Origin of the sequence: Mucilaginibacter sp. dw_454, assembly GCF_018449775.1 — a bacterium.
Classification (GTDB): domain Bacteria; phylum Bacteroidota; class Bacteroidia; order Sphingobacteriales; family Sphingobacteriaceae; genus Mucilaginibacter.
In genome coordinates this window covers 137,345-161,157 of the sequence record NZ_JAAVVB010000006.1, presented here as the reverse complement: position 1 = coordinate 161,157, position 23,813 = coordinate 137,345, and the positions used below count along the sequence as shown (strand labels likewise).

Genomic DNA, 23,813 nt, shown 5'->3' with positions numbered 1-23,813 from the left:
GTCTTATATAAAGAGATGGTTAATTGACCATCTCTTTTTTTACATTAGCAATTTACAAATAGGCACAAGTATTGATGTACCATACAAGAACAACCGAATTAACGTTAGTAAAAGATATGTTTAAGAAATTTTATTTTGTGCTTGCCGTGGGCGCCGCTTTGGCTTGCCACGCTGCACCTACAGCCCCACCTAAAAAAGTACCCGGATCAAATAATTTAGAACCTACCGAGCAACAAAGCCTGGTATGTAAAACCGTAGCTAAATTTATAACGCAGTACAACTACAAAAAGGTTGATCTGAATGATTCACTGTCGGCAGTAATTTATGGCCGGTATATTAAAAGCCTTGACGAAACACATACCTACTTACTGGCTTCTGACATTCAGGATTTTGACAAATACAAAAACTCATTTAGCGATGATATCAAAAATGGCAATCTGAACGATGTTTTTTACATTTTCAATATTTTTCAGAAAAGATACCAGGAGCGTATTAAATACTCTATAGCCCAGTTAAGTAATGATTTTGATTTCAGTAAAAATGAATCATTCACTTACGATCGTACAGATCTGCCCTGGGTAGCCTCTCCGTCTGCAATGGATGCCGAGTGGACCAAACGTGTAAAATACGATCTGCTTAACTTAACCCTGGCTGATAAGGATGTCGCCAAAAACAAAGAGAAGCTTAAAAAACGCTATGAGGATCTGTTACTTCAAAATGGCAAGCTAAACGGTAATGACGTTTTTCAATTGTTTATGGATGATTTTACCGAAGCTATTGACCCACATACCAATTACTTTGATCCGTTTAATGCGGCTCAATTTAATATGGAGATGTCAAGATCTTTACAAGGTATTGGTGCTACGCTGCAAAGCAAGAACGAGTATGTAACTATTCAATCTATAGTTGTGGGCGGCCCGGCCGATAAAAGTCATCAACTTAACGTTGGCGACCGGATCCTGGCTGTAGCGCAAGGAAAAGACGGCGAGTTTCAGGATATCATCGGCTGGCGCTTAGATAACGCCATCAAACTAATTCGTGGCAATAAAGGCACCGTTGTTAAACTTAAAATACTGCCACAAAGCAAATCAGTTTCAGATCAGCCAAAAATTTTAGAATTAGTACGCGACAAAATTGTACTGAAAGATCAGCTGGTTAAGATAGAAGAGATTAAAACCTACAACAGCAACGGCAAAAACTTAAAAATAGGTATCATTAACGTGCCTGCTTTTTATGCCGACTTTAACGCTGCCCGTGCCGGCGATCCTAATTACCAAAGCACCACCCGCGACATGCGTTTAGTATTAGATACTTTGAAAAGTAAGGGCGTGGATGGTATTGTGGTGGATTTGCGCGAAAACGGCGGTGGCTCATTAAACGAAGCTATTTCATTAACCGGCTTGTTTATTAAAACCGGCCCGGTAGTACAGGTTAGAGATACGCAGGATCAAATTGACGTAAATAAAGACGAAGATCCATCGATAGCCTATTCAGGCCCTATGGCTGTTTTGGTAGATCGCTTTAGCGCGTCAGCCTCTGAGATCTTTGCCGGCGCTATTCAAGATTATGGTCGCGGTTTGATTATCGGTACGCAAACTTATGGTAAGGGTACCGTGCAAAACGAGATCGATCTTGATAAGGTGATCACCCCGTCAATTGCAGAAAAACTGGGCCTTACTGCGGGTGCTAAAAAACCGGAAGCAACAAGTGGCAGCACCAATCAATTTGGCCAGTTAAACTTAACCATTGCCAAGTTTTACCGCATCAGCGGAAATTCAACTCAGCATAAAGGCGTTATACCAGATGTTCAGTTCCCGTCATTAATTCCGTTAGATAAATATGGCGAGGATACCGATCCATCTGCCCTGCCTTTTGATATAATACCTAAAAGCGATTATGTTAAGGCAGGCGATTTGGCACCGGTAATTCCGACGTTAAATAAAATGCACACACAACGCATTGCAAACAGCGCAGCTTATAAAGCTTATGAGCAAACGGTTGCCGATTACAGAAAAAGCGAAAAAGAAAAATCTGTTACGCTTAATGAGCAGGACCTTAAAAAACAACGCGATGATGACGAGGCTAAAACCTTGGCTCGTGACAACAGCCTGCGCGTTGCCATGGGTTATAAAGCCTTAAAGAAAGGTGAAACCAAACCTAAAAACGAAGAGCTTGATCCGCTGAAAGTAGAAGCCGGCCAAATTTTGGTAGACTATATTAATTTGGATACCAAGGTTACTAAGGTTAATACGCCTGCTAAGACTTTTTAAGCAGCATTTAAAACAAATATTGAATCCCGGCCTACAAGCCGGGATTTTTGCTTTAATGCCAATTTGTATTCCTTTGTCCTTATTGGTGTTATCACCAACAAGTACCAAATTGCCAAACTCCATTATCCTACCCTCCACCCTCTCCGCCGCGTCATTGCGAGGAACGAAGCAATCTCTACAACAGACAGTCATTGTGTATAATCTCATTGGGCGACAGCCAACAACAATGACTTCTCATATTGATTAGCAAGTGTAGAGATTGCTTCGTTCCTCGCAATGACGGCTTTTAGAATAATTACTGCTCGTTGTTGGTGATGACACCAAAACGGCCAGTATCCTTGCCTTCAAAAGTTCTTAACCCTCTTTCAGCCAAAGGCGAAGAGGTACTGTCTAGCGAAGCATCGGCCGGGTGAGTAATCAGCGCGCGTTTTGCACTAAGGATTGCAGCGGATACCGGCCTTGCGCTTAAGGCCTGAAGGCGTATGATCCGCCTACAGGCGGACTGCCCGCTTCTATCAGCGGGAGCGCCATAATTACCTGACAGCGTCGACTCACCCCGACTACGCTTCGCTGGCCGACCCTCTTTTCCGCAAGCGGGAAAGAGGGTTGGCATTTTGCGTTAAAACCAATTCCCCTCCCGCTGGTTTACTTAAAATGGCTAAGAAACCCTTGCTTGAATTTACAGATAAAGGCATTTACTGCGATAAAGGCAGGTTTTACATTGACCCCTGGAAACCGGTAGATGATGCCGTAATTACTCACGCCCATGCCGACCACGCCTATTTTGGGCACAAGCATTACCTGGCGCACCACCTGTCGAGAGAGGTATTATATTATCGCCTCGGCGACATCCAATTGCAAACCGTTGAATATGGCGAAACCGTAGTCAAAAACGGCGTCAGCATTTCTTTATTTCCTGCGGGACATGTGATAGGCTCGGCGCAGATTCGGGTCGAATACCAGGGTGAGGTTTGGGTAGTGTCCGGCGATTACAAGACAGAGGACGACGGCATCTCCACGCCATTCGAGCCGGTTAAATGCCATCACTTTATATCAGAATGCACCTTCGGTATGCCGGTTTATCAATGGAAGCCACAGGTACAGATTTTTGACGAGGTAAATAACTGGTGGCGCAATAATGCTAATAATGGGGTGGCTACGGTTATTGTCGGTTACTCGTTAGGTAAGGCGCAGCGTATTTTACAAAATTTGGATTTGTCTATCGGCACAGTGTATACGCATGGGGTAATTGAGAATACCAACGAGGCTTTGCGCCGCAATGGTGTCATCCTAAATCCTACAGAAAGAATAACCTTAGATACCCCAAAAGAAGAAGTGCGCAACGGCATTATCATCGCCCCTCCATCATCGGTAGGCACACCCTGGATGCGCAAGTTTCAGCCTTATAGTTTTGGTTATTGTTCGGGCTGGATGGCTATCCGCGGCGCCAAGCGCCGTCGCGCTGCTGATCGCGGTTTTATACTCTCGGACCATGCCGATTGGGACGGACTGGTGAGCGCCATTGACGCTACCGGCTGCGAAAAGGTTTATTTGACGCACGGTTATACGGCTACTTTTACGCGTTATTTAAACGAGATTGGTTTTGACGCACATGAGGTACATACTTTATATGGTGATGATGAGGCGCTGGAATCGGTGCCATCTGAAGAACCGGTCGCCGATAGCTCCCTCTCCTTTGGAGAGGGCCGGGGAGAGGGAGAGGGGGTGAACTCATGAGAGCCTTCGCCCAACTTTTCCTCTCTTTAGACGAGACCAACAAAACCAACGAAAAGGTTAAGGTGTTAAAAGACTACTTTAACAGCGTACCCGATACCGATAAAATGCACATGCTGGCCCTGTTCACCGGCCGCAAACCTAAGCGCATTATCAATTCTACACAGGTGCGTACCTGGGCTACGGAGATCACCAATATACCTATCTGGCTATTTGAGGAGAGCTACCATGTGGTAGGCGACCTGGCAGAAACCATGGCCCTGCTGATGCCGCAAAATACCACGAGCATCAGCAACAAAACCCTGACGGACTGGATAGGCGAACTCAACGAATTAAGCGCCAAGACCGAAGAAGAACGCAAGCTCTGGCTTATTGACTCATGGGCGATACTGGACACGCAGGAACGTTTTGTGTTTAACAAATTACTCACCGGCAGCTTTCGCGTCGGGGTGTCTCAAAACCTGGTGATCAAGGCGCTGGCCGACATTACCAAGTTGGACGCAGCCACGCTTACCCACCGCATTATGGGCAACTGGGTGCCTGAAACATATACTTATGAGCAACTGATCCAGGAGCAAGGCGCTGCCGATGATATATCGCGCCCTTACCCTTTCTTTTTGGCTTACCCTATCCAGGAGACCTCGGAAGTGCATAAGTCGGCAGATGATTTAAAAAGTGCTTTAGGCGATGCCGCTGATTGGCAGGCCGAGTGGAAATGGGACGGTATTCGCGCACAGTTGATTAAGCGCGAAGGCAAGATCTTTATCTGGAGCCGCGGCGAGGATTTGGCGACGGAAAAGTTCCCGGAACTGCATCCCTTTCTAAACGATCTGCCCGATGGTACGGTGCTGGATGGCGAAATACTAAGTTTTCAAAACGGATTACCCATGCCATTTAATGTTTTGCAAACACGTATCGGTCGTAAGAATTTGAGTAAAAAGATCCTGGAAGAAAGCCCAGTAGCATTGATCGCCTACGACTGCCTGGAATACGCCGGCGAGGACATCCGCACCAAAACGCAAAGCGAACGCAGGCTCATTTTGGAGCAGTTACAATCGGCCACCAATTTCCCAGAGATCTTTAGGATCTCGGCATTGATTGATTTTGATAGTTGGGATGATCTGGCGACTGTCCGCACGCAATCAAGAGCGATGGTTGCCGAAGGCATTATGCTGAAACGCAAAAGCGCTACCTACCAGGTTGGCCGCAAGCGCGGCGACTGGTGGAAATGGAAGATCGATCCGCTGTCGGTCGATGCGGTAATGATCTACGCTCAAAAGGGTCACGGCCGCCGCGCCGATCTGTACACAGATTACACTTTTGCAGTTTGGGACGGAGATAAGCTGGTCCCTTTCGCCAAAGCCTACTCAGGTTTAACCGATGCTGAGATTAACAAGGTCGATTATTTTGTGAAGCGCAATACGCTGGAGAAATTCGGACCAGTACGCACGGTAAAACCGGAACTGGTTTTCGAAATAGGCTTTGAAGGCATTAACCGGTCTACCAGACATAAATCGGGCATCGCCCTCCGTTTCCCCCGCATCCTCCGCTGGCGCCACGACAAACCAAAAGAAGAAGCGGATACACTGGATAACTTAAAAGCTTTATTGGGCGATTAAAATGATTTAAAGCTTTTTTGGAGAAAATTAGTGCTTTATAGCGCTTTAAAAACATTCTTTTGTCATTGCGAGCGTAGCGTGGCAATCGCGAACATTGCATTCTCGCGCGCAATGACAAAAAATCTCAGTGAAACAAAAAATGACTTAAAAGTACTTTTTACTGTTTCATTTTGTTTCACTCAATTTTTACAATACATTGTATATCAATTAATTGATGCAAAAATCTGTTTCACTTGTTTCACCTATTGCACACACACGTGAAACAAAACAGTCGTCGCAGCTACTGCCACCCAAACCGTTCCAAACCAATGTCGCCACTAGCCCCACCCGCAATATAGATATGGTGATTGTATACCGCAGCACCTACGCCGTTCCGGGCTTTGTTTAGGCTTGGCGCGGGATGCCATTGGGTATCGGTTTCGGGATCAAGGTAGAATACGTCGGTTTGCGGTCCGTTGGGTTTGGTCCCGGTGGCGCGTTCGCCGCCTATATAAAAGATCTTGCCATCCAGGTTAACACAGTTGCCGCCGCCGGTGCCCATGGGTAGTTTGGCCGGTAACGTACTCCACTTACCCGTTTTAAAGTCGTAACAGTCCACGTCTAACACCACCTTATCAAAGAAAGACATGAAGTTGCCAGCATCGTGCAAACTGGTGTTGCGCCCGCCTATGGCATACAATTTATCTTTCACCACTACGGCCATGCTATGGTCGCGGATATGCGGCGCGTCGGGCAGGCTGGTCCAGGTATTGGCTTTGGGGTCGTACTCATCAAATAGGCCATTGGTGCCGTCGTGGTGCCCATGTAGAATACCGCATACCAAATACAGTTTGCCATTATGCACCGCGGCCCCCGCCCCGCCACGGCGGCGACCCTCAGGTAAACCTGCCAAAGCCTGCCAGTTATCGGTTTTGGTATCGTAAGCATACGCATTTGCCAATGGCACCTGGTTAGGGTAATTGCGATCTGAAAAGGCATCAAGCACATAAACCTTGTCGCCCAAACCAACCGCCTGGAAGTGGTGCATAATAGATGGGGCCATAGCCCCTTTAGTCCACGATGAGGTTGCCGGATCATAGATCCCGACCGGCTGTGCGGGTGCGTCGCCACCCACTAAATAGATCTTCCCTTTAACTGCGGCAAACCCACATTCATTGCGCGATGGCGGCGTATTGGTGGAAGGGATTAATGTCCAGGCACCGTTATCCATGGTACAAAATGCCACCATAACGAGTAATAGTAACGGCAGAGCTATGATCCGTTTTTTCATAATACAGGCTTATTGATATAAAGATCAACCTTTTATAGGGATATTGGTTTTGGCCAATAATCAAATTGCAATTCAGAGAGCAGATATCAGCTTAAGCCCGCGTATCATTACCATTATAAATACTCAGATAACTATCATAGCGCGATGGCTCGATCTCGCCGCGTTCTAAAGCAGCTACAACGGCACAGCCTGGCTCGTTAATATGCTGGCAGTTGTTGAATTTGCAATCGTGCATGCGCTCGCGCATTTCGGGGAAGAAGTGACTTAGCTCCTGCTTTTCTATATCGATAACACCTAGTTCCCGAATACCCGGTGTGTCTATAATAAAACCGCCCTGCGGCAGCTCAAACATTTCGGCAAAGGTAGTGGTGTGGGTGCCTTTGTCGCTCCATTCAGATACCTCGCTGGTTCGCAGATCTAACTTTGGTAATAAGGCATTGATCATACTTGACTTGCCTACGCCCGAGTGACCGGAGATCAACGTAACCTTATCGGCCAACAAAGCTTGCACCTGCTCAATATTGGTACCTTCAAGAGCAGATACCTCGTAACACGGATAGCCAATATTTTCGTAAACCGACTTGTAATCGGCCAAGATCGCTAAACCTTCATCGCTAAACAGATCAAGTTTATTAAAAACCAATTTAGCGGGGATATCATAAGCCTCGGCGGTAACCAGGAAACGATCTATAAACCCCAACGAGGTTCGCGGCGAAGCCAGCGTCACAATCAATAAAGCCTGATCAAGGTTGGCGGCAATGATCTGCCCTTGTTTAGACAGGTTGATAGACTTGCGGATGATATAGTTTTTGCGCTGATGCAGGTTGGTGATCACACCGGTTTGCTGCTCGGGTTCCAGTTCAAAATCTACCTCGTCGCCAACAGCCAACGGATTAGTCGTTACAATGCCCTTGGTTCTGAAGATCCCTTTTATCCGGCAGTCGTACCGCTGCTTATCAGGTGTTTGCACCTGGTACCAGCTTCCGGTTGATTTTATGACTAATCCCTGCATTTTGTGGTAAAGGTAAAAATTTAACCAAGCGCTGGGAAATTACCTGCGACATCTGCATAAAAATCCCGAACTTTAAGGCAATAACCCTTTCGCTTATGAAAATCGCGTTAGCAACACCTTCTTTTCCAAAATCAATAGCAGATGGATTGCAATGGCTTGAAAAACTAGCTAGCGAGGCGGCTATCCAAAAAGCAGAGATCGTTTGTTTTCCCGAATCGTTTATCCCCGGTTATCCGTATCCAGAATTTAATGTCGAAAAAGCCACAGCACGGCAATTAGAAACGGCTTTATCTACCGCGCGTCAGATAGCCGCCACTTATCAAATCGCCATCATATTGCCTATGGATTGGTACGCAGACGAAAGCTATCTAAACGTAGCCTGGGTAATATCCGCCAACGGCGAACTGCAAGGTTATCAAGCTAAAACTCAACTCGACCCCAGCGAGGATGACATCTGGAGGCCCGGCACCGAACGCAAACTATTTGAAATTAACGGGGTAAAATTCGGTATTGTGATCTGCCATGAAGGTTTCCGTTACCCGGAGCTGGTACGTTGGGCAGCGGTAAGAGGTGCGCAAATTGTATTTCACCCACACTGTGCGGGGAGTGATGAGGAAGGCAACTCACCTATTGAATGGGGCAGCATGGCTAACCCCTACTACGAAAAAGCTATGCTGATGCGGTCTATTGAAAACACCATTTACTTTGCCAGCACTAATTACAGTTTCCAATATCCCGATTCGGCAACATCGGTAATTAGCCCTTCGGGCGAGTGCCTTGCTTTTCAGCCTTATGGCGAACCGGGTATTTTAGTGGCCGACCTTGATTTAGCGCAGGCAACAGGACTGTTGGCAAATCGGTTTAAAGGTGATCTTTATCGTTAAAGCTGACAAAATCTGCAGAGTAGCTAAAAAATAAAATAATAATTCTTGTTTATTAGAAAATTAAGCATTTAATTTGCTGCCATAAGAAAATGATTATTACAAACATCACATCAACAACGATTACAACCACCGGCAATAGCCACGGAGGAAGATAATCGTATGGTGTAAAGACATAAAAAACACAACCACATGAGCGCCTTCCTCCACACAGAGGAAGGCGCTTTTGTTTTAAATAACCCCAATAATGAAGATTCTAAAATTTGGCGGAACATCCGTAGGTTCGGCTCAAAGTATTCAAGCCCTGTTAAACATTCTTAAACAGGAACACGAAAGTAACCAAGCCACTGCCGACAAACCGGTAGTTGTATTATCGGCCATGAGCGGCGTAACCAACCTGCTTATTGCCATGGCCGAGGAAGCATCCCATGGCAACGATTTTGCCAAGCAACTGGCTGAACTGGAAAAACGCCACTTTGAAGTGGTTAAAGCGCTGCTGGAAATTCGCGATCAAAACCCGGCCCTGACACGGTTAAAAATCAACTTTAACCAATTGGAAGAGCTATTGCAGGGAGTGTTGACCCTCCGCGAGCTAACCGCCAAAACCCGCGACCTGATTATCAGTTTCGGTGAGCGCTGTTCGACGCTGATGATTAGTAAGATTGCTGCACAGTATTTCCCGGCCGAGTTTGTGGATGCGTCGACAGTTATTAAAACAGACAGCTCTTTTGGTCAGGCTAAAGTGAACACCGGGTTAACTGAGCAATTGATCAAAGGCTTATATCAGGAAAATAAAGGTAAAACCTTGTTTGTTACCGGCTTTATAGCCAGTAATGACGAAGGGCAGATCACTACCCTGGGCCGTGGTGGCAGCGATTATACCGCAGCCATATTTGGCGCAGCGCTTAATGCCTCAGAGATCCAGATCTGGACCGACGTGAACGGTATGATGACCGCCGACCCGCGCATGGTGAAAAAAGCATTCTCTTTGCCCGAGCTTACTTATACCGAAGCCATGGAGCTATCCTACTTTGGCGCCAAGGTTATCTATCCGCCAACCATGATCCCGGCTTTTTTGAAAAAGATCCCCATCGTCATCAAAAACACTTTCGAACCCCAATTTGAAGGCACTGTTATTCAGCATCATTGCAGCCCCTCAAACCTGGCTATTAAAGGCATATCGTCCATCAATAACATTAGCATTTTAAATGTTGAAGGCAGCGGTATGGTGGGTAAATCAGGCTTTAGCGGCAGACTGTTTTCTTTGCTTGCCCGCGAGCAAATCAACGTGATATTGATTACCCAATCTTCATCAGAACATAGTATAACCTTTGCCGTTTCGCCGGGCGACACCGAGCGCGCAAGACAAGTCATAGAACATGAATTTGAATTGGAGTTACTGGCCAAAAAGCTGGAGCATGTGGAAATAGAAAAAGATTTAGCCATACTGGCGTGTGTAGGCGAGAACATGAAAGAGACCCCGGGTGTATCCGGAAAACTATTTCACTCGCTGGGCCGTAACGGGGTTAATGTACGCGCTATTGCACAGGGATCGTCAGAATATAATATTTCGGTTATTGTATCGTCGCACGATTTGGCTAAAGCTCTTAATGCAGTGCACGATGCTTTCTTTGTGCAGCTCACCAAGACCTTACACGCCTTTTGCCTGGGCACCGGCAACATAGGCAAGACATTATTCACCCAACTAAATGGCCATACCGCCTTCTTAGAAGAAAATAACGGCATCCAGGTAAAAGTGGTGGGCATAAGCAATACCCGTAAAATGATTTTCAATACCGATGGTGTTTCGCTAAGTAAATGGGAGGAAGAACTGGACCATTCAGGCGAGCAGGCTGATCTGTCGGCTTTCATAGCCAAAATGAAAAACATGAACCTGCCTAACTGTGTGTTTATTGACAACACCGCCAGCCCCAAACCCATTGAGTTTTATGAGGATGTTTTGAAGTCGACCATATCTATAGTTACCTGTAACAAGATCGGTAACTCGGCTTCGTATCAACAATATAAAATCTTCAGAGATACTGCACGCCAGCACGGGGTTGATTTCTTTTATGAAACTAATGTAGGTGCCGGTCTGCCTATTATTCGCACATTAAAAGATTTAATGAATAGCGGAGACCGGGTGCAAAAGATAGAAGCTATATTATCCGGCACTATATCCTTCCTATTTAACAACTTTAAAGGTGATGCTAACTTCCACGACACCGTAAAACTGGCGCAGGAAAAAGGCTATACCGAACCCGACCCACGCGACGACCTGCGCGGCACCGATTTTATGCGCAAAATGCTGATCCTTGCCCGCGATGCGGGTTACGCATTAGAAGCATCCGATGTATCTATACAAAGCATGCTACCACAGGCCAGTTTAGATGCAGCCTCAGTAGATGATTTTTACCAGACGCTGAAAGACGAAAACGCTTTTTTCGCCAACATCAAAGATCGCGCGGAAGCGGAAAATAAAGTACTCAGATATATTGGTAAGCTGGAAAATGGAAAAGCCTCCATTACTTTAGAAATGGTTGATGAACACCATCCATTCTATATGTTATCCGGCAGTGATAACATTATTTCTTTCACCACCGACCGTTATAAAGAGCGCCCATTAGTGGTAAAAGGTCCGGGTGCCGGCGCAGAGGTTACCGCTGCGGGTGTATTTGCAGATTTGATCAATGTGGGTGCTAATTAGTCGATTGAAATTTTTATGGAAAATAACATACAAGAAATGATAGCTACCGATAATTTAAAGGTAGGTGCCAGCATACAGGTTTTTGCTCCGGCTACTGTTGCTAACGTGGTTTGCGGTTTTGACGTTTTGGGTTTTGCCGTTAATGCGCCCGGCGATGAGGTTGTGATGCGTGTTACAAATAAACCGGGTATCACCATTAGTAAAATCACGGGGGATGACGGTCGCCTGCCGATGGACCCAGCTAAGAATACGGTGAGCGTAAGTGTTAAACATTATCTGGAAAGTATTGGTCGTACCGACTTAGGACTCGACATTGAGCTGCACAAAAAAATGCCGATTGGCAGTGGTTTGGGTTCAAGCTCAGCTAGTACGGTGGCGGGATTATTTGCCGCTAAAACTTTATTGGGCGATACAAGCGATCCGATCCATCAATTACCCTTTGCCATGAAAGGTGAAGAAATGGCCTGCGGACATGGGCATGCCGACAATGTGGCTCCGGCCCTGTTTGGTGGCTTTGTGCTTATCCGCAGTTATGAACCTTTAGACGTAGTGCGTTTGCCTCATCCAAAAGGTTTGTTTTGTGCGATTGTCTTTCCAGATGTAGATGTACCTACCCGCGAGGCCAGGCAGATCATCCGTACCAAAATCAATATGAAGGATGCGGTTACCCAGTGGGGCAATATTGCCGGCCTGGTAAGCGGCTTGTTTATGAATGATATTGACCTGATAGGCCGCAGTATGCAGGATGTGCTGGTAGAGCCGGTGCGCTCTATGCTGATCCCTGATTTTTATAAAATGCGCGAAATGGCTATGGAGCTGGGTGCAGTAAGTTTTGGTATTTCTGGTTCGGGGCCATCGGTATTTGCCTTTACCCGCGATGAGCAGACAGCTCATGCCATCACCCAAAAACTGCAGCAACATTTAACGGGCATTAAAATAGGATCAAACGGTTATGTATCGCCAATTAATGAGGCGGGGCCGAGGGTGTTGGGTTAAGTAAAAAGTCAAAATTAAAAAGTAAAAAAATGTCATTGCGAGGAACGAAGCAATCGCGCACTTTTCTCCTTGCGGTTGCGTCGTTCCTCGCAATGACAAATAAAATAAATCCGAAATCGAAATTTCGACATCCGATATTAAAAAATGAAATTCTACAGTACTAACAATACAGCATCACGCGTAAGTTTTAAAGACGCGGTTTTTAACAGTATGCCGCAGGATAAAGGGCTTTATATGCCGGTTTCTATACCGCGGCTGGATGATAAGTTTATCAATAACCTGGACAGCTATACGCTACCCGAAATTGCTTTTCATGTAGCTCAAAATTTATTAGGCGATGATATTCCGGCTGATGATTTGAAAGCGATCATTAATGACGCCATTAACTTTTATGCGCCGATAGTAAAGTTGGAAGACGATGTGTATGTGCTCGAACTTTTCCACGGACCATCATTAGCTTTTAAAGATTTTGGCGCACGCTTTATGAGTCGCGTCATGAGCTACTTTTTGGAGGAAGGCGAAAAGCAATTGGACGTTTTAGTAGCCACATCCGGCGATACAGGAGGTGCCGTTGCGCTAGGCTTTTTGGGCGTGCCCAATACCCGCGTAACCATTCTTTATCCCAAAGGGAAAGTAAGCGACATACAAGAGTTGCAGTTAACCACCAACGGGCAAAATATCCGCGCGCTCGAAATTGACGGCACTTTTGATGATTGCCAGGCGCTGGTAAAACAAGCCTTTACAGATCCGGAGTTGAATGCAAAATACCGTTTGACGTCAGCCAACTCCATTAATATTGCGCGGTTAATACCGCAGACTTTCTATTACTTTAACGCCTATGCACAAGCGCTAAAACAGGGTAAAAACAAGATTGTATTCTCGGTACCTAGCGGTAACTTTGGCAATATTGGTGCGGGGCTACTAGCCTGGAAAATGGGGCTGCCAGCGCAGCAGTTTATAGCGGCAACTAACGCTAATGATACCGTACCTCAATTTTTGAAATCAGGTGTTTACGAACCGAAGCAATCCGTGGCTACGCTGTCAAATGCTATGGATGTAGGCAATCCGAGTAACTGGATACGCATTGCCGATATGTTTAAAGAAGATCCTGCACAGCTCGGAGATTTAATTACCGGCTATAGTTTCAATGATGATGAAACACTAGCAGCCATCAAATCTATTTACGATCATTACAAATATGTAGTTTGCCCGCACACTGCAATAGCCTGGCAGGCGCTGAAAGATTATCAGCAAGACCAACATGTGGATGGTACAGCAGGTATTTTCCTTTCAACCGCGCATCCTTGTAAATTTCCTGATGTTTTCTCTGCGGAGATTGCAGAGCATATTGAAGTGCCGGAACAGGTAGCCTCTTTGCAGACTAAAGAAAAGCAGGCTGTTGCTTTAGGTAAAGACTTTGAAGTGTTTAAGGATTATTTGTTGAAGAATAGCTAAAAGAGAAAGGCTGCCAGATCTGGCAGCCTTTCTTTAAAATATGTCATTGCGAGCGTAGCGTGGCAATCGCGAATTAGCTTAACTTCCTTGTGATTACTTCGTCGTTCCAACCGCGCAATAACAAAAAAATACTACTTCCTCAACTTCTTAAACTCCGAGCCTTCTTTCCATTGCGGGAAAGTACTTTCAAAAGCCAGGCGTTTACCAAGTTGGAAAAACAGCTCGGTGTCTTCCAATCCGCCATCCAGATTCCAGGTACTGTCGTATTGATCGGCTGGTTGATGGTAGCGGGTAGCGGTGTACAAGTCGTCCATCTTCTTACCATATTCCTTACCTTTACCAATTACATCAATACCACCACCAATAGTAATTGACGGTACGCCAACTTTAGCAAAACTAAAATGATCTGACCTGAAATAATGACCCGCTTCAGGGTGCGTTTCGGGCGCCAGGTAACGGCCGGTTTTAGCTAATTCTGCTTTCAGATAGTCTTCCAGTTCTGACTCTCCGCTACCTGCAATGTTTACATCTTTTGTTTTGCCGATGTTGTTAATGCAATCTACATTGATGTTACCTACCGTTTTATCAACCGGATAAATTGGATTTTCGGCATAATATTCAGATCCCAACAAACCTTGCTCTTCTGCGGTTACAGAAAGAAAAACCACAGTTCTTTCCGGCGGAGTTTTCATTGCTTTAAATGCGCGGGCAACTTCTAAAATTGACGCCGTGCCGCTGGCATTATCTAAAGCGCCATTATAAATGGTGTCGCCTTTTGCATCTGGCTTGCCTACGCCCAGGTGATCCCAATGCGCGCTGTAAATAATATATTCATCCGGGCGTTTGGTGCCGGTAATTTTGGCAATTACATTATGTGATTTGTTGAACACAACCTTAGTAGTCAGCGTTTCGCTTAGTTTAACACCGGTATTAAACCCTTTAAACCCACGGTTATTGGCAGTATGCAGCACGCTGGTGTCTTTGCCGCCTGCCTGCAATATTTTAACAGCATTATCGTGCGTTATCCAACCCTGCAAAGCTAACTGGTAGTCATGGCTGGCTCTTTTATCTAAATGTAGCTTAACACCACCGTTTGAGGTTTGTACAACCTGGAACGGATATGACGCCGCGGCCGTATTATGCACAATGATACAACCCTTCGCTCCCTGACGCGCGGCTTCTTCAAATTTGTAGGTCCAGCGGCCATAATAGGTCATGGTTTTTCCTTTAAACATGGTAGTATCACCGGTTTCAAAACCAGGATCGTTTACCAGTACCATTACTATTTTGCCTTTAACATCGAGGCCCGCATAGTCGTCCCATTTATATTCCGGCGCTACTACACCAAAGCCGGCAAAAACAACATCGTCATTGTTAAAAGATTGTACAGTATCGGTACGCTCTGTCCACATCACAAAATCCTGGATATTTTTCAACTCAAAGCTGCCTTTAGCGGAGGTCACTTTAAGTGGCGATACAGATTTTGGGGTAATTTCTACCATGGGTACATCCTGCAGATAGCTGCTGCCATTACCCGGCTCCAGGCCAAATCTTTTGTAAGTACCTTGTAAATAGGCGATAGTTTTGGTTTCGCCTTCAGTGAAAGGGCGGCGGCCCTTATAATCATCGGCAGATATAGTGATGATATGACTGGCCAGACTGTCTTTGTTAAAAGCAGAGAGGCCATCTTGTTCGTCGACCACGGCTTTTTGGTGACACGAAAAAGCTGTTAAAGCCACACCCGCCACCAGCAAGTGTTGAATAGGTTTGATCATGTTAATTTTGATTTTAACGAATATATAAAATTACCCTTTGGCTTTAGTAGTTTTGCTTTGTAATTTAAGTGTGATGATCAAGAAGTTTTCTCTACAGATTTTTGTATTAACAACAGCAATTGCGGTAATAACCGGTTGTGGCAGCGGCAGTAAATTCGATCGTCAGAAATGGAGCTATGGTGACGGATTGGATTATCCTTTACGCAACGACATCTTGAATGATTTGCTGCAAAATCATCATATCAAAGGATTAAACTATCGCCAGGTAATTGATTCGCTGGGTAGCCCGCAGCGTCGTGATTCTTTGAAATTCAGTTACCAGATCTTAGATAACAGCTATGATTTCGCCCGTAAATCGCCTGCACATAGAAAAAGCCTGATTGTATATTTCAGTAAAGACTCGGTAGTTACACGCACCGAGGTTTATGAGCATACCGATAAAAAGTAAAATATTTTTAATCGAGCAGCTTCACTATTTTTTTAAGCCCATCTTCCTCGAACGGAGTCTTACGGATCTTGGCTATTAAAGACTTGTCGTCGTTATGATTTTTTTGAGCTAATAGTCCCAATTGGGCTTTGTAGGTGGGCACCTTCCGATCATCATCATAGCCTGCGTTAAAATAGTAAAACTTTAATTCCCGCAGGTCGCTATTCCTTTCAGTAATAAAATACCTGGTTTTTAAATCATCAGTTTGAGAAAAAAGACTAATGTTTTTTCCATGATATACTTCTTTTAAAAACAAAGTGGCCATGGCTGTAATCGTATCGAGTAAGGGCTCAATGTATGGGAATCGATTCTTATCCATACTGATGATTCCGTGATAACTTACATAATCAGCTTTACCGTTTATTTGAAAAGCCAACAATTGCTGGGCGCTATAGCTGAGATCACCTTCGGCCCGACTCGCTTTGAACTTGATATAAGTTGGTGTAAGATTTTTTTCAATAGAAATGTAACCCTCAAGCTTAGTACCATCTGATTTTGTAATACTGCCCGGCAAATATTCCTGGCAGAAACCAACAAAAGGCATCAATACAAATATCAGCAAATACAAATACTTCATTACGATAAGGTTTTAACTACAAGCTAATATATAAAATTTACCCGTAGTTTAAAATATCGCTTCTGCAATTCGTTTTGTTGGACCGGGATTGCCCATAGTATAAAAATGTAATACGGGTGCACCAACCTTAACTAGCTCTTTACATTGGTTGATCATCCACTCAATACCCACTTCTTTTACATCGGCTTCTGATTTGCAGGACTGTATGGCATCGCTCAAAGCATCCGGAATATCGATATGGAAGATCTTAGGCAAGCTAATCAATTGCTTTGATGAAGTAATTGGTTTCAAACCCGGAATAATTGGAGCTGTTATACCGGCTTCACGGCAGCTATTTACAAATTCAACGTACTTGTTGATATCGTAAAACATCTGGGTAACGATAAATTCGGCACCGTTATCCATTTTATGTTTCAGGTATTTAAAGTCGGTTTTCAAGTTGGGCGACTCAAAATGTTTTTCAGGATATCCGGCAACGCCGATACAAAAGTCAGCCTTAACCGCCTCATGCTCTTCGTGCAGGTATTTACCTTTGTTCATATTCACAACCTGCTCCAATAAATCAGTAGCGTAGCTATGACCGCCTACGGTTGGGATAAATGACGATTCAGTTTTACGGGCATCGCCACGCAATACCAGCACATTCTCAATCCCCAGGAACTGCAGATCAATCAACGCATACTCGGTCTCTTCTTTAGTAAACCCCCCACAAATTAAATGCGGAACTGCATCTACACCGTATTTATTCATGATAGCCGCGCAAACCGCAACCGTACCCGGGCGCTTGCGATAACTTACTTTTTCCAGTAAACCGTTAGCCTGCTCTTTGTAAACCGGTTCCTCGCGCGACGAAGTAACGTCAATAAACGGCGGTTTAAATTCCATCAACGGATCAATAGCGTTATAGATGCCTTGTATGCTTTGGCCTTTTATAGGCGGAAGAAGCTCAAAGGAAAATAAGGTTTTGCCATTAGCATTCTTAATATGTTCTGTAATCTTCATTTTGTGTGACAAGTATAATACTTTTCAAGCTCTTTTCCGTCCGTCATTGCGAGGAACGAAGCAATGACGCTTTACTATTTATTGATAATTAAGGTTTGGTCCCAGCCAACGTTCAACAGTTTCGATTGACATATTTTTACGTCGTGCATAATCCTCAATCTGATCTTTACTAATTTTATTCAGACCAAAATATCTTGATTGCGGGTGCGCAAAATAGAAGCCGCTTACCGATGCTGCCGGCATCATAGCCAGGCTTTCTGTTAATTGCATGTGTGCGTTATCTTCGGCTTTTAGCAGTTCGAACAAAGTGATCTTTTCGGTGTGCTCGGGGCAAGCCGGATAACCCGGTGCCGGGCGGATACCCTGGTATTCTTCTTTTACCAGTTCCTCTACCGTCAGCGCTTCACCGGCAGAATAGCCCCAGTACTCTTTACGTACCAGCTCATGCATTTTTTCGGCAAAGGCTTCTGCCAGTCTGTCGGCTAATGCTTTTGCCATGATGCTGTTATAGTCGTCGTACTCTTTTTCGTATTTAGCAACCAGTTCGTCGCATCCAATACCAGTGGTTACTGCAAATCCACCAAAGTAATCAGCCACACCGCTTTCTTTTGGAGCAACGAAATCTGACAAGGCGTAATAAGGTTCGCCTTTAACTTTCTCTGATTGCTGACGAAGCGTATGGATACGAGATAACAATTGTGCGCGACTTTCATCGGTATATAATTCAATATCATCGCCAACAGTATTAGCCGGCCAAAAACCAATTACACCGTTTGCTTGCAGCAAATTATTATCTACAATGTCTTTCAGTAACACTTGCGCATCGTCATATAATTTCTTAGCCTCAACGCCTACAAACTTATCGTCAAATATCTTTGGATAACTGCCGCGTAACTCCCAGGTATGAAAAAACGGCGTCCAGTCGATATAAGGCACCAGTTCGGCCAATGGATAGGCTTCAAAAACCTTTGTGCCGGTAAAGGCCGGTTTCGGTGCAACTTTGTCCAGGTCGATCTTGAATTTATCGGCACGGGCCTGCTCTAACGTCACAAAACGTTTGTCAGACTTTTTATTGGCATGGGCTTCGCGCGCTTTTTCGTATTCGTCTTTTATACCCTGGATGTAACTATTGCGAGTATCGCGGTTCATTAAGTTACTGCATACGGTAACACTTCTTGAAGCATCCAGTACATGGATAGCAGCGCCAGAATAATTAGGTGCTATCTTTACCGCAGCATGAATTCTCGAAGTAGTAGCACCGCCCACGATAAGTGGTATAGTAAATTCCTGGCGCTCCATCTCTTTGGCAAAATGCACCATCTCGTCTAATGACGGAGTGATCAATCCGCTCAGGCCTATAATGTCTACCTCTTGTTTTTTAGCTTCCTCGATAATACGTTGCGCCGGTACCATTACACCCAGGTCAATCACCTCGAAGTTATTACACGCCAGTACCACACCAACAATGTTTTTGCCGATGTCGTGTACGTCGCCTTTCACTGTGGCCATTAACACCTTACCGGCGTTGGCGCGGCTGCCGCTTGAATCTTCACCGGCATCAATAACGCGTTGTTTCTCCAGTTCGATAAACGGCAATAAATAAGCTACCGCTTTTTTCATCACCCGGGCAGATTTTACTACCTGCGGCAAGAACATTTTGCCCGCACCGAACAAATCGCCCACTATATTCATCCCGTCCATTAACGGGCCTTCAATCACTTCCAACGGTTTGGCATATTGCTGACGAGCTTCCTCTACGTCGGCATCCAGGTACTCTATAATACCTTTTACCAGTGCGTGCGACAATCGCTCTGCAACCGGCCCTTTGCGCCATTCTTCGTCGCGTACTATTTCTTTGCCTTTGCTTTTTACGGTGTCGGCATATTCTACCAAACGTTCAGTAGCGTCATCTCTTCGATTCAGCAATACATCTTCTACCAGCTCTAATAACTGTTTGTCAATCTCCTGGTAAACCTCCAGCATACCGGCATTAACAATACCCATATCCATACCAGCTTTAATAGCGTGATACAGAAACGCCGAGTGCATAGCTTCGCGCACCACATTGTTACCTCTGAAAGAGAACGAAATATTACTTACCCCACCACTTACTTTAGCGTATGGCAAGTTTTGTTTGATCCAGCGGGTAGCTTCAACAAAGTCTACCGCATAATTATTATGCTCCTCTAAGCCGGTAGCTACGGTTAAAATATTGGGGTCGAAAATGATATCCTGCGGAGGAAAACCAACTTCATTCACTAAAATATCATATGATCTTTTACAGATCTCAATACGGCGTTGCAGTGAGTCGGCCTGGCCCGTTTCATCAAAAGCCATTACTACTGTGGCGGCGCCGTAGCTTAATATCTTGCGGGCATATTCTTTAAATTTTTCTTCGCCTTCTTTTAACGAGATAGAGTTAACTATGCCCTTGCCTTGCACGCATTTCAATCCCGCTTCAATTACCGACCATTTTGACGAGTCGATCATGATAGGCAATTTAGAAATATCAGGTTCTGAGGCCACCAGGTTCAAAAACTTCACCATCACAGCTTCAGAGTCTATCATACCCTCGTCCATGTTAATATCGATCACCTGGGCACCGCCTTCAACCTGTTGTCGGGCAACGGTCAAAGCTTCCTCATAGTTTTCAGCCAGGATCAGCTTAGAAAACTTTGGCGACCCGGTGATATTGGTACGCTCGCCTACGTTGGCGAAGATACTTTCGGGGGTTAGCGTGATCGCTTCCAGGCCACTTAAGCGCATGTGCGGCTCAATCTCTGGAATCAAACGTGCAGGATATTTTTCGGCACGCTCTGCAATACACCTGATGTGATCGGGTGTCGTACCGCAGCATCCACCAACTATGTTTACCAAACCGGCTTTCATGAAATCGTCTACCTGGTGGGCTGTCTCGTGCGCGGTTTCGTCGTACTGACCAAACTCATTAGGCAAGCCAGCGTTAGGATAGGCTGAAATAAACACGTCAGCTTTTTCAGAAAGCTCCTGAATATGCGGGCGCATTTCTTTGGCACCTAACGCGCAATTCAAACCAACCGATAACAGGTTAGCATGACGCACCGAGTTCCAGAACGCCTCAACCGTTTGCCCCGATAGGGTACGGCCCGATGCATCGGTAATAGTGCCAGATATCATTACAGGTAAATGTTTACCGGTTTCGTTAGCATAACGATCTATAGCAAATAATGCCGCTTTGGCATTTAAAGTATCAAATATGGTTTCAACCAATAGCAGGTCAGATCCCCCGTCAACCAAACCGCGCACCTGGTCATAATAGGCATCGGCCAAATTATCAAAAGTAACCGCGCGATAACCCGGGTCATTCACATCTGGTGATAAAGAAGCAGTACGGTTAGTCGGGCCAACAGCGCCGGCTACAAAACGCGGCTTATGTGGTTCTTTGGCAGTAAACTCATCAGCAGCTTCTCTGGCTATCCGGGCGCCTTCATAGCTTAGCTCGTAAGCCAACTCTTCCATCTGGTAATCGGCCAGCGATATGATCTGGGTGCTGAAAGTATTGGTTTCAATGATATCTGCGCCTGCAGCTAAATACTCGCCATGAATGGCTTTAATAATATCCGGGCGGCTTATATTTAACAAGTCGTTATTTCCCTGCAAATCGGTCGGGTGATCTTTAAACCGCTCTCCACGAAAATCATCCTCAGACAATTGGTACCGTTGTATCATGGTACCCATTGCGCCGTCAATAATCAGTATACGTTTTTTTAATTCTTCTCTAATATCCATTTAAAGATGTGAGATTTGAGACGTGAGATTTGAGACTGAATTGCCGCAGATTGACGTCCTATCTAAATTGCTTTGATAAACGATCAATTGGATTAAAACCTGAGACTTATCTCAAATCTAATATCTCAAATCTCACGTCTAAAGTGGCTTACTTCGAAAAGTCGGGTGTTATGTTGACTTTCACTTATCTGTCCCATCTGCCAAGGGCAGCCTGAGTAGAATGTAGCACCTTGTAAAGTCACAGGTTGCTAAGACATCGCAGGGTCTAATCCCTCCGTCTTTCTCTATAAGCACAGCAAAGATGCGCAATAACTTGGTAATATACAAGTCACATTTCGGGCCAAAAATGCTTCTTTTTGATGAGTTAAGCAATTTGCTTAATTTGCTTGGTATTAGCAGTTTGCATAGCCAGATGGCCGTTATAAATACCACCCGTTTCAACCAGTAAAGTGCCGGTTTCAATATCGCCGGTTATCTTGCCGGTTCCCTTAATTTCAAGCGATTCTACCTTGATGTTGCCTTGTACGGTACCGTAAACAATCATTTCTTTGGTGTTTACACTGCCAACTATTAAGCCCTGTTCGCCTAATATTAAACCTTCGGTAACTTCTACATCGCCGTTAACACGGCCATCTATACGGGCTACTGCAGGTGCGGTTAAATTGCCGGCTACAATAGTGCCTTCGCTTATTAGCGTCGATATGGCTTGCAGATCAAGCGCCACCTTATCTTTTTTAGAAAAAACACCCATAGGTAGGTTACTTAGTTATTTAAGGTTAAAAATTTAACGGGATTAACAGGCTTGCCATCTTTACGCACTTCATAGTGTAAGTGATTTCCGGTTGAACGTCCGGTTGAACCAATTTCGCCTACTTTATCGCCAACAGAAAGCTGCTGACCAACTCTAACCGTAATCCGCGACAAGTGACCGTATAGCGTTTCGAAGCCATTTTCATGCGCCACACGCACACAATTTCCGTAGCCACCCATCCAACCGGTAGATACTACGCGGCCATTAGCAGTACAATGCGCTATATCACCACGATTACCTTTAAAATCAATACCGGGATGAAACTCGGCATGGCCAGAATCAAACGGGTCACTTCTAAAACCAAATCTTGAAGTCATTTCACTAATTCTGGGATAACCCATCGGCGTAAAAGCTACGCTATTAACCACGTGGGTCAGGTAGTCGTTATAAGCCATATACACTTCTTTATCAGTAAGCTTACCTGCAGCAGCATTGGCATCGCCACCTACCGCTTTGGTTGAAAACCCTTTTAGTCCGCGTTTTCTTAAATAATCATTAATGTTTTTCAGTTTACCCTCGATAGCCTGGATATAGCTTTGGGCAGAAACTTTTTCGCCTTGCTTTTGCATCTCTACCGGGATCTGTCCTTTAAGATTTACAATTTGCGTCAGCAATAGCTGTTTTTCATGCTCCTGCTGCTGTATGCTATTGCGCAGCAAAAATATCGATCCTACTAAAAGTGCTATTACTCCTACCAAACCCATTACATAATATTTTAGATGTGCGATGTGGCGGGTGCGTACTTGTATGGTTTTAGTTCCTTGCTTGTTTTTACTTAAAATAACAATGGTACTAACGTCTTTTGGCTTAATTTTCATTTACACGTATAAAAACTAGGGGCATGCAATTTATAAAAAGGCACTTATAAAACAACATTAATTTTAAACAAATTAACAACTTGATTGTATCGCCTTTGTCAACAAGATGTTATTATTACGTTTTTTAAACCATTGATGTTGCCGTTTTAGTATTTTTGTGAGCAATTAATTTGAAATAAGACACATTATGATGTACCCAGAATATTTAGTGACCCCAATGCGCGAAGAACTTACCCGCGTTGGCTTTCAAGAATTAAAAGATGCCGAAGAAGTAAAAAGCGCTATTGAAAGCGAAGGCACCGTATTTGTAATGGTAAACTCTGTTTGCGGTTGCGCTGCTGCTAATGCACGCCCGGCTGCACGCATGGCTGCTCAAAGCGAGAAACACCCAGACAAATTTGTAACCGTTTTTGCAGGTATGGAAAAAGAAGCTGTTGATACTGCGCGTAACTATATGCTGCCTTATCCTCCTTCATCGCCGGCCATGGCTTTGTTTAAAGATGGTAAATTAGTACACATGATTGAGCGCCACCAAATTGAAGGTCGCCCTGCACAAATGATTGCCGACAATCTGATTGGTGCGTTTGAGCAGTATTGCTAATTAGTGATTAGAGATTGGTTAATTAGAGAT

Annotated in this window: 17 protein-coding genes and 1 riboswitch; of the genes, 9 read left to right on the top strand and 8 right to left on the bottom strand. The window is 44.8% G+C overall.

All coding sequences use genetic code 11. The annotated features are described in order from the left end of the window. The first annotated feature begins 116 nt into the window (after positions 1-116). From HB679_RS17295 to HB679_RS17285, 3 genes are all read left to right on the top strand, one after another. Entirely contained in the window at positions 117-2,270 is a 2,154-nt protein-coding gene (locus tag HB679_RS17295) for a carboxy terminal-processing peptidase (RefSeq protein ID WP_214073269.1), read from the top strand. 654 nt (positions 2,271-2,924) lie between these two features. After that, positions 2,925-4,007 (top strand): ligase-associated DNA damage response exonuclease, encoded by a 1,083-nt coding sequence (locus HB679_RS17290; protein ID WP_214073268.1) that lies wholly within the window; start codon positions 2,925-2,927, stop codon positions 4,005-4,007. Next, positions 4,004-5,623: an ATP-dependent DNA ligase gene (locus HB679_RS17285; RefSeq protein WP_214073267.1), complete on the top strand. Its 1,620-nt coding sequence runs from the start codon at positions 4,004-4,006 to the stop codon at positions 5,621-5,623. Before HB679_RS17290 ends, HB679_RS17285 begins: the two co-directional genes overlap by 4 nt. A gap of 280 nt (positions 5,624-5,903) precedes the next feature. Here the strand turns inward: HB679_RS17285 and HB679_RS17280 are convergent, their stop codons facing one another. Next, on the bottom strand, positions 5,904-6,893 hold the full coding sequence (locus HB679_RS17280) for a kelch repeat-containing protein (RefSeq protein WP_214073266.1): 990 nt from the start codon (positions 6,891-6,893) through the stop codon (positions 5,904-5,906). Positions 6,894-6,984: 91 nt separating this feature from the next. Next, complete coding sequence (gene rsgA / locus HB679_RS17275; RefSeq protein WP_214073265.1) at positions 6,985-7,905, bottom strand: ribosome small subunit-dependent GTPase A; 921 nt, start codon at positions 7,903-7,905, stop codon at positions 6,985-6,987. A 95-nt stretch (positions 7,906-8,000) separates the two neighbouring features. On the opposite strand from rsgA, the gene HB679_RS17270 reads away from it, so the two are divergent. The 4 genes from HB679_RS17270 to thrC all read left to right on the top strand — a co-directional run bounded on the left by HB679_RS17270 (position 8,001) and on the right by thrC (position 13,944). Further along, the gene (locus tag HB679_RS17270; protein ID WP_214073264.1) at positions 8,001-8,789 is read left to right on the top strand and encodes a carbon-nitrogen hydrolase family protein; all 789 of its coding nucleotides are present in this window, start codon (positions 8,001-8,003) and stop codon (positions 8,787-8,789) included. 244 nt (positions 8,790-9,033) lie between these two features. Continuing rightward, positions 9,034-11,493 (top strand): bifunctional aspartate kinase/homoserine dehydrogenase I, encoded by a 2,460-nt coding sequence (gene thrA / locus HB679_RS17265; RefSeq protein ID WP_214073263.1) that lies wholly within the window; start codon positions 9,034-9,036, stop codon positions 11,491-11,493. A gap of 15 nt (positions 11,494-11,508) precedes the next feature. Beyond that, positions 11,509-12,489: a homoserine kinase gene (locus HB679_RS17260; RefSeq protein ID WP_255547649.1), complete on the top strand. Its 981-nt coding sequence runs from the start codon at positions 11,509-11,511 to the stop codon at positions 12,487-12,489. Positions 12,490-12,633: 144 nt separating this feature from the next. Next, positions 12,634-13,944 carry a threonine synthase gene (gene thrC / locus HB679_RS17255; protein ID WP_214073262.1) on the top strand — a complete coding sequence of 437 codons (1,311 nt, stop codon included), beginning with the start codon at positions 12,634-12,636 and terminating at the stop codon, positions 13,942-13,944. Positions 13,945-14,075: 131 nt separating this feature from the next. On the opposite strand, the gene HB679_RS17250 is transcribed toward thrC, so the two are convergent. After that, entirely contained in the window at positions 14,076-15,719 is a 1,644-nt protein-coding gene (locus HB679_RS17250; protein WP_214073261.1) for a M28 family metallopeptidase, read from the bottom strand. Positions 15,720-15,756: 37 nt separating this feature from the next. On the opposite strand from HB679_RS17250, the gene HB679_RS17245 reads away from it, so the two are divergent. Beyond that, on the top strand, positions 15,757-16,167 hold the full coding sequence (locus HB679_RS17245) for a hypothetical protein (RefSeq protein WP_214073260.1): 411 nt from the start codon (positions 15,757-15,759) through the stop codon (positions 16,165-16,167). A gap of 7 nt (positions 16,168-16,174) precedes the next feature. Here the strand turns inward: HB679_RS17245 and HB679_RS17240 are convergent, their stop codons facing one another. The 5 genes from HB679_RS17240 to HB679_RS17220 all read right to left on the bottom strand — a co-directional run bounded on the left by HB679_RS17240 (position 16,175) and on the right by HB679_RS17220 (position 23,182). After that, positions 16,175-16,783 carry a hypothetical protein gene (locus HB679_RS17240; protein WP_214073259.1) on the bottom strand — a complete coding sequence of 203 codons (609 nt, stop codon included), beginning with the start codon at positions 16,781-16,783 and terminating at the stop codon, positions 16,175-16,177. A gap of 48 nt (positions 16,784-16,831) precedes the next feature. Then, complete coding sequence (gene metF, locus HB679_RS17235) at positions 16,832-17,785, bottom strand: methylenetetrahydrofolate reductase [NAD(P)H] (protein ID WP_214073258.1); 954 nt, start codon at positions 17,783-17,785, stop codon at positions 16,832-16,834. Positions 17,786-17,863: 78 nt separating this feature from the next. Continuing rightward, on the bottom strand, positions 17,864-21,553 hold the full coding sequence (metH, locus tag HB679_RS17230) for a methionine synthase (protein ID WP_214073257.1): 3,690 nt from the start codon (positions 21,551-21,553) through the stop codon (positions 17,864-17,866). Between the two features lie 181 nt (positions 21,554-21,734). Beyond that, a riboswitch (SAM riboswitch) is annotated at positions 21,735-21,846 on the bottom strand. A gap of 71 nt (positions 21,847-21,917) precedes the next feature. Then, positions 21,918-22,304: a polymer-forming cytoskeletal protein gene (locus HB679_RS17225; protein ID WP_214073256.1), complete on the bottom strand. Its 387-nt coding sequence runs from the start codon at positions 22,302-22,304 to the stop codon at positions 21,918-21,920. Positions 22,305-22,315: 11 nt separating this feature from the next. Continuing rightward, a complete protein-coding gene (locus tag HB679_RS17220) occupies positions 22,316-23,182 on the bottom strand; it encodes a M23 family metallopeptidase (RefSeq protein ID WP_214073255.1) in 867 nt (288 codons plus the stop codon). Between the two features lie 190 nt (positions 23,183-23,372). On the opposite strand from HB679_RS17220, the gene HB679_RS17215 reads away from it, so the two are divergent. Continuing rightward, positions 23,373-23,783 (top strand): BrxA/BrxB family bacilliredoxin, encoded by a 411-nt coding sequence (locus HB679_RS17215; protein ID WP_214073382.1) that lies wholly within the window; start codon positions 23,373-23,375, stop codon positions 23,781-23,783. Positions 23,784-23,813 lie beyond the last annotated feature (30 nt).

Excerpts from the sequence above, each read along its gene's own strand:
- HB679_RS17295 (WP_214073269.1), top strand. The coding sequence starts at position 117 with ATGTTTAAGAAATTTTATTTTGTGCTTGCCGTGGGCGCCGCTTTGGCT.
- HB679_RS17290 (WP_214073268.1), top strand. The coding sequence starts at position 2,925 with ATGGCTAAGAAACCCTTGCTTGAATTTACAGATAAAGGCATTTACTGC.
- HB679_RS17285 (WP_214073267.1), top strand. The coding sequence starts at position 4,004 with ATGAGAGCCTTCGCCCAACTTTTCCTCTCTTTAGACGAGACCAACAAA.
- HB679_RS17280 (WP_214073266.1), bottom strand. The coding sequence starts at position 6,893 with ATGAAAAAACGGATCATAGCTCTGCCGTTACTATTACTCGTTATGGTG.
- rsgA (WP_214073265.1), bottom strand. The coding sequence starts at position 7,905 with ATGCAGGGATTAGTCATAAAATCAACCGGAAGCTGGTACCAGGTGCAA.
- HB679_RS17270 (WP_214073264.1), top strand. The coding sequence starts at position 8,001 with ATGAAAATCGCGTTAGCAACACCTTCTTTTCCAAAATCAATAGCAGAT.
- thrA (WP_214073263.1), top strand. The coding sequence starts at position 9,034 with ATGAAGATTCTAAAATTTGGCGGAACATCCGTAGGTTCGGCTCAAAGT.
- HB679_RS17260 (WP_255547649.1), top strand. The coding sequence starts at position 11,509 with ATGGAAAATAACATACAAGAAATGATAGCTACCGATAATTTAAAGGTA.
- thrC (WP_214073262.1), top strand. The coding sequence starts at position 12,634 with ATGAAATTCTACAGTACTAACAATACAGCATCACGCGTAAGTTTTAAA.
- HB679_RS17250 (WP_214073261.1), bottom strand. The coding sequence starts at position 15,719 with ATGATCAAACCTATTCAACACTTGCTGGTGGCGGGTGTGGCTTTAACA.
- HB679_RS17240 (WP_214073259.1), bottom strand. The coding sequence starts at position 16,783 with ATGAAGTATTTGTATTTGCTGATATTTGTATTGATGCCTTTTGTTGGT.
- metF (WP_214073258.1), bottom strand. The coding sequence starts at position 17,785 with ATGAAGATTACAGAACATATTAAGAATGCTAATGGCAAAACCTTATTT.
- metH (WP_214073257.1), bottom strand. The coding sequence starts at position 21,553 with ATGGATATTAGAGAAGAATTAAAAAAACGTATACTGATTATTGACGGC.
- HB679_RS17225 (WP_214073256.1), bottom strand. The coding sequence starts at position 22,304 with ATGGGTGTTTTTTCTAAAAAAGATAAGGTGGCGCTTGATCTGCAAGCC.
- HB679_RS17220 (WP_214073255.1), bottom strand. The coding sequence starts at position 23,182 with ATGAAAATTAAGCCAAAAGACGTTAGTACCATTGTTATTTTAAGTAAA.
- HB679_RS17215 (WP_214073382.1), top strand. The coding sequence starts at position 23,373 with ATGTACCCAGAATATTTAGTGACCCCAATGCGCGAAGAACTTACCCGC.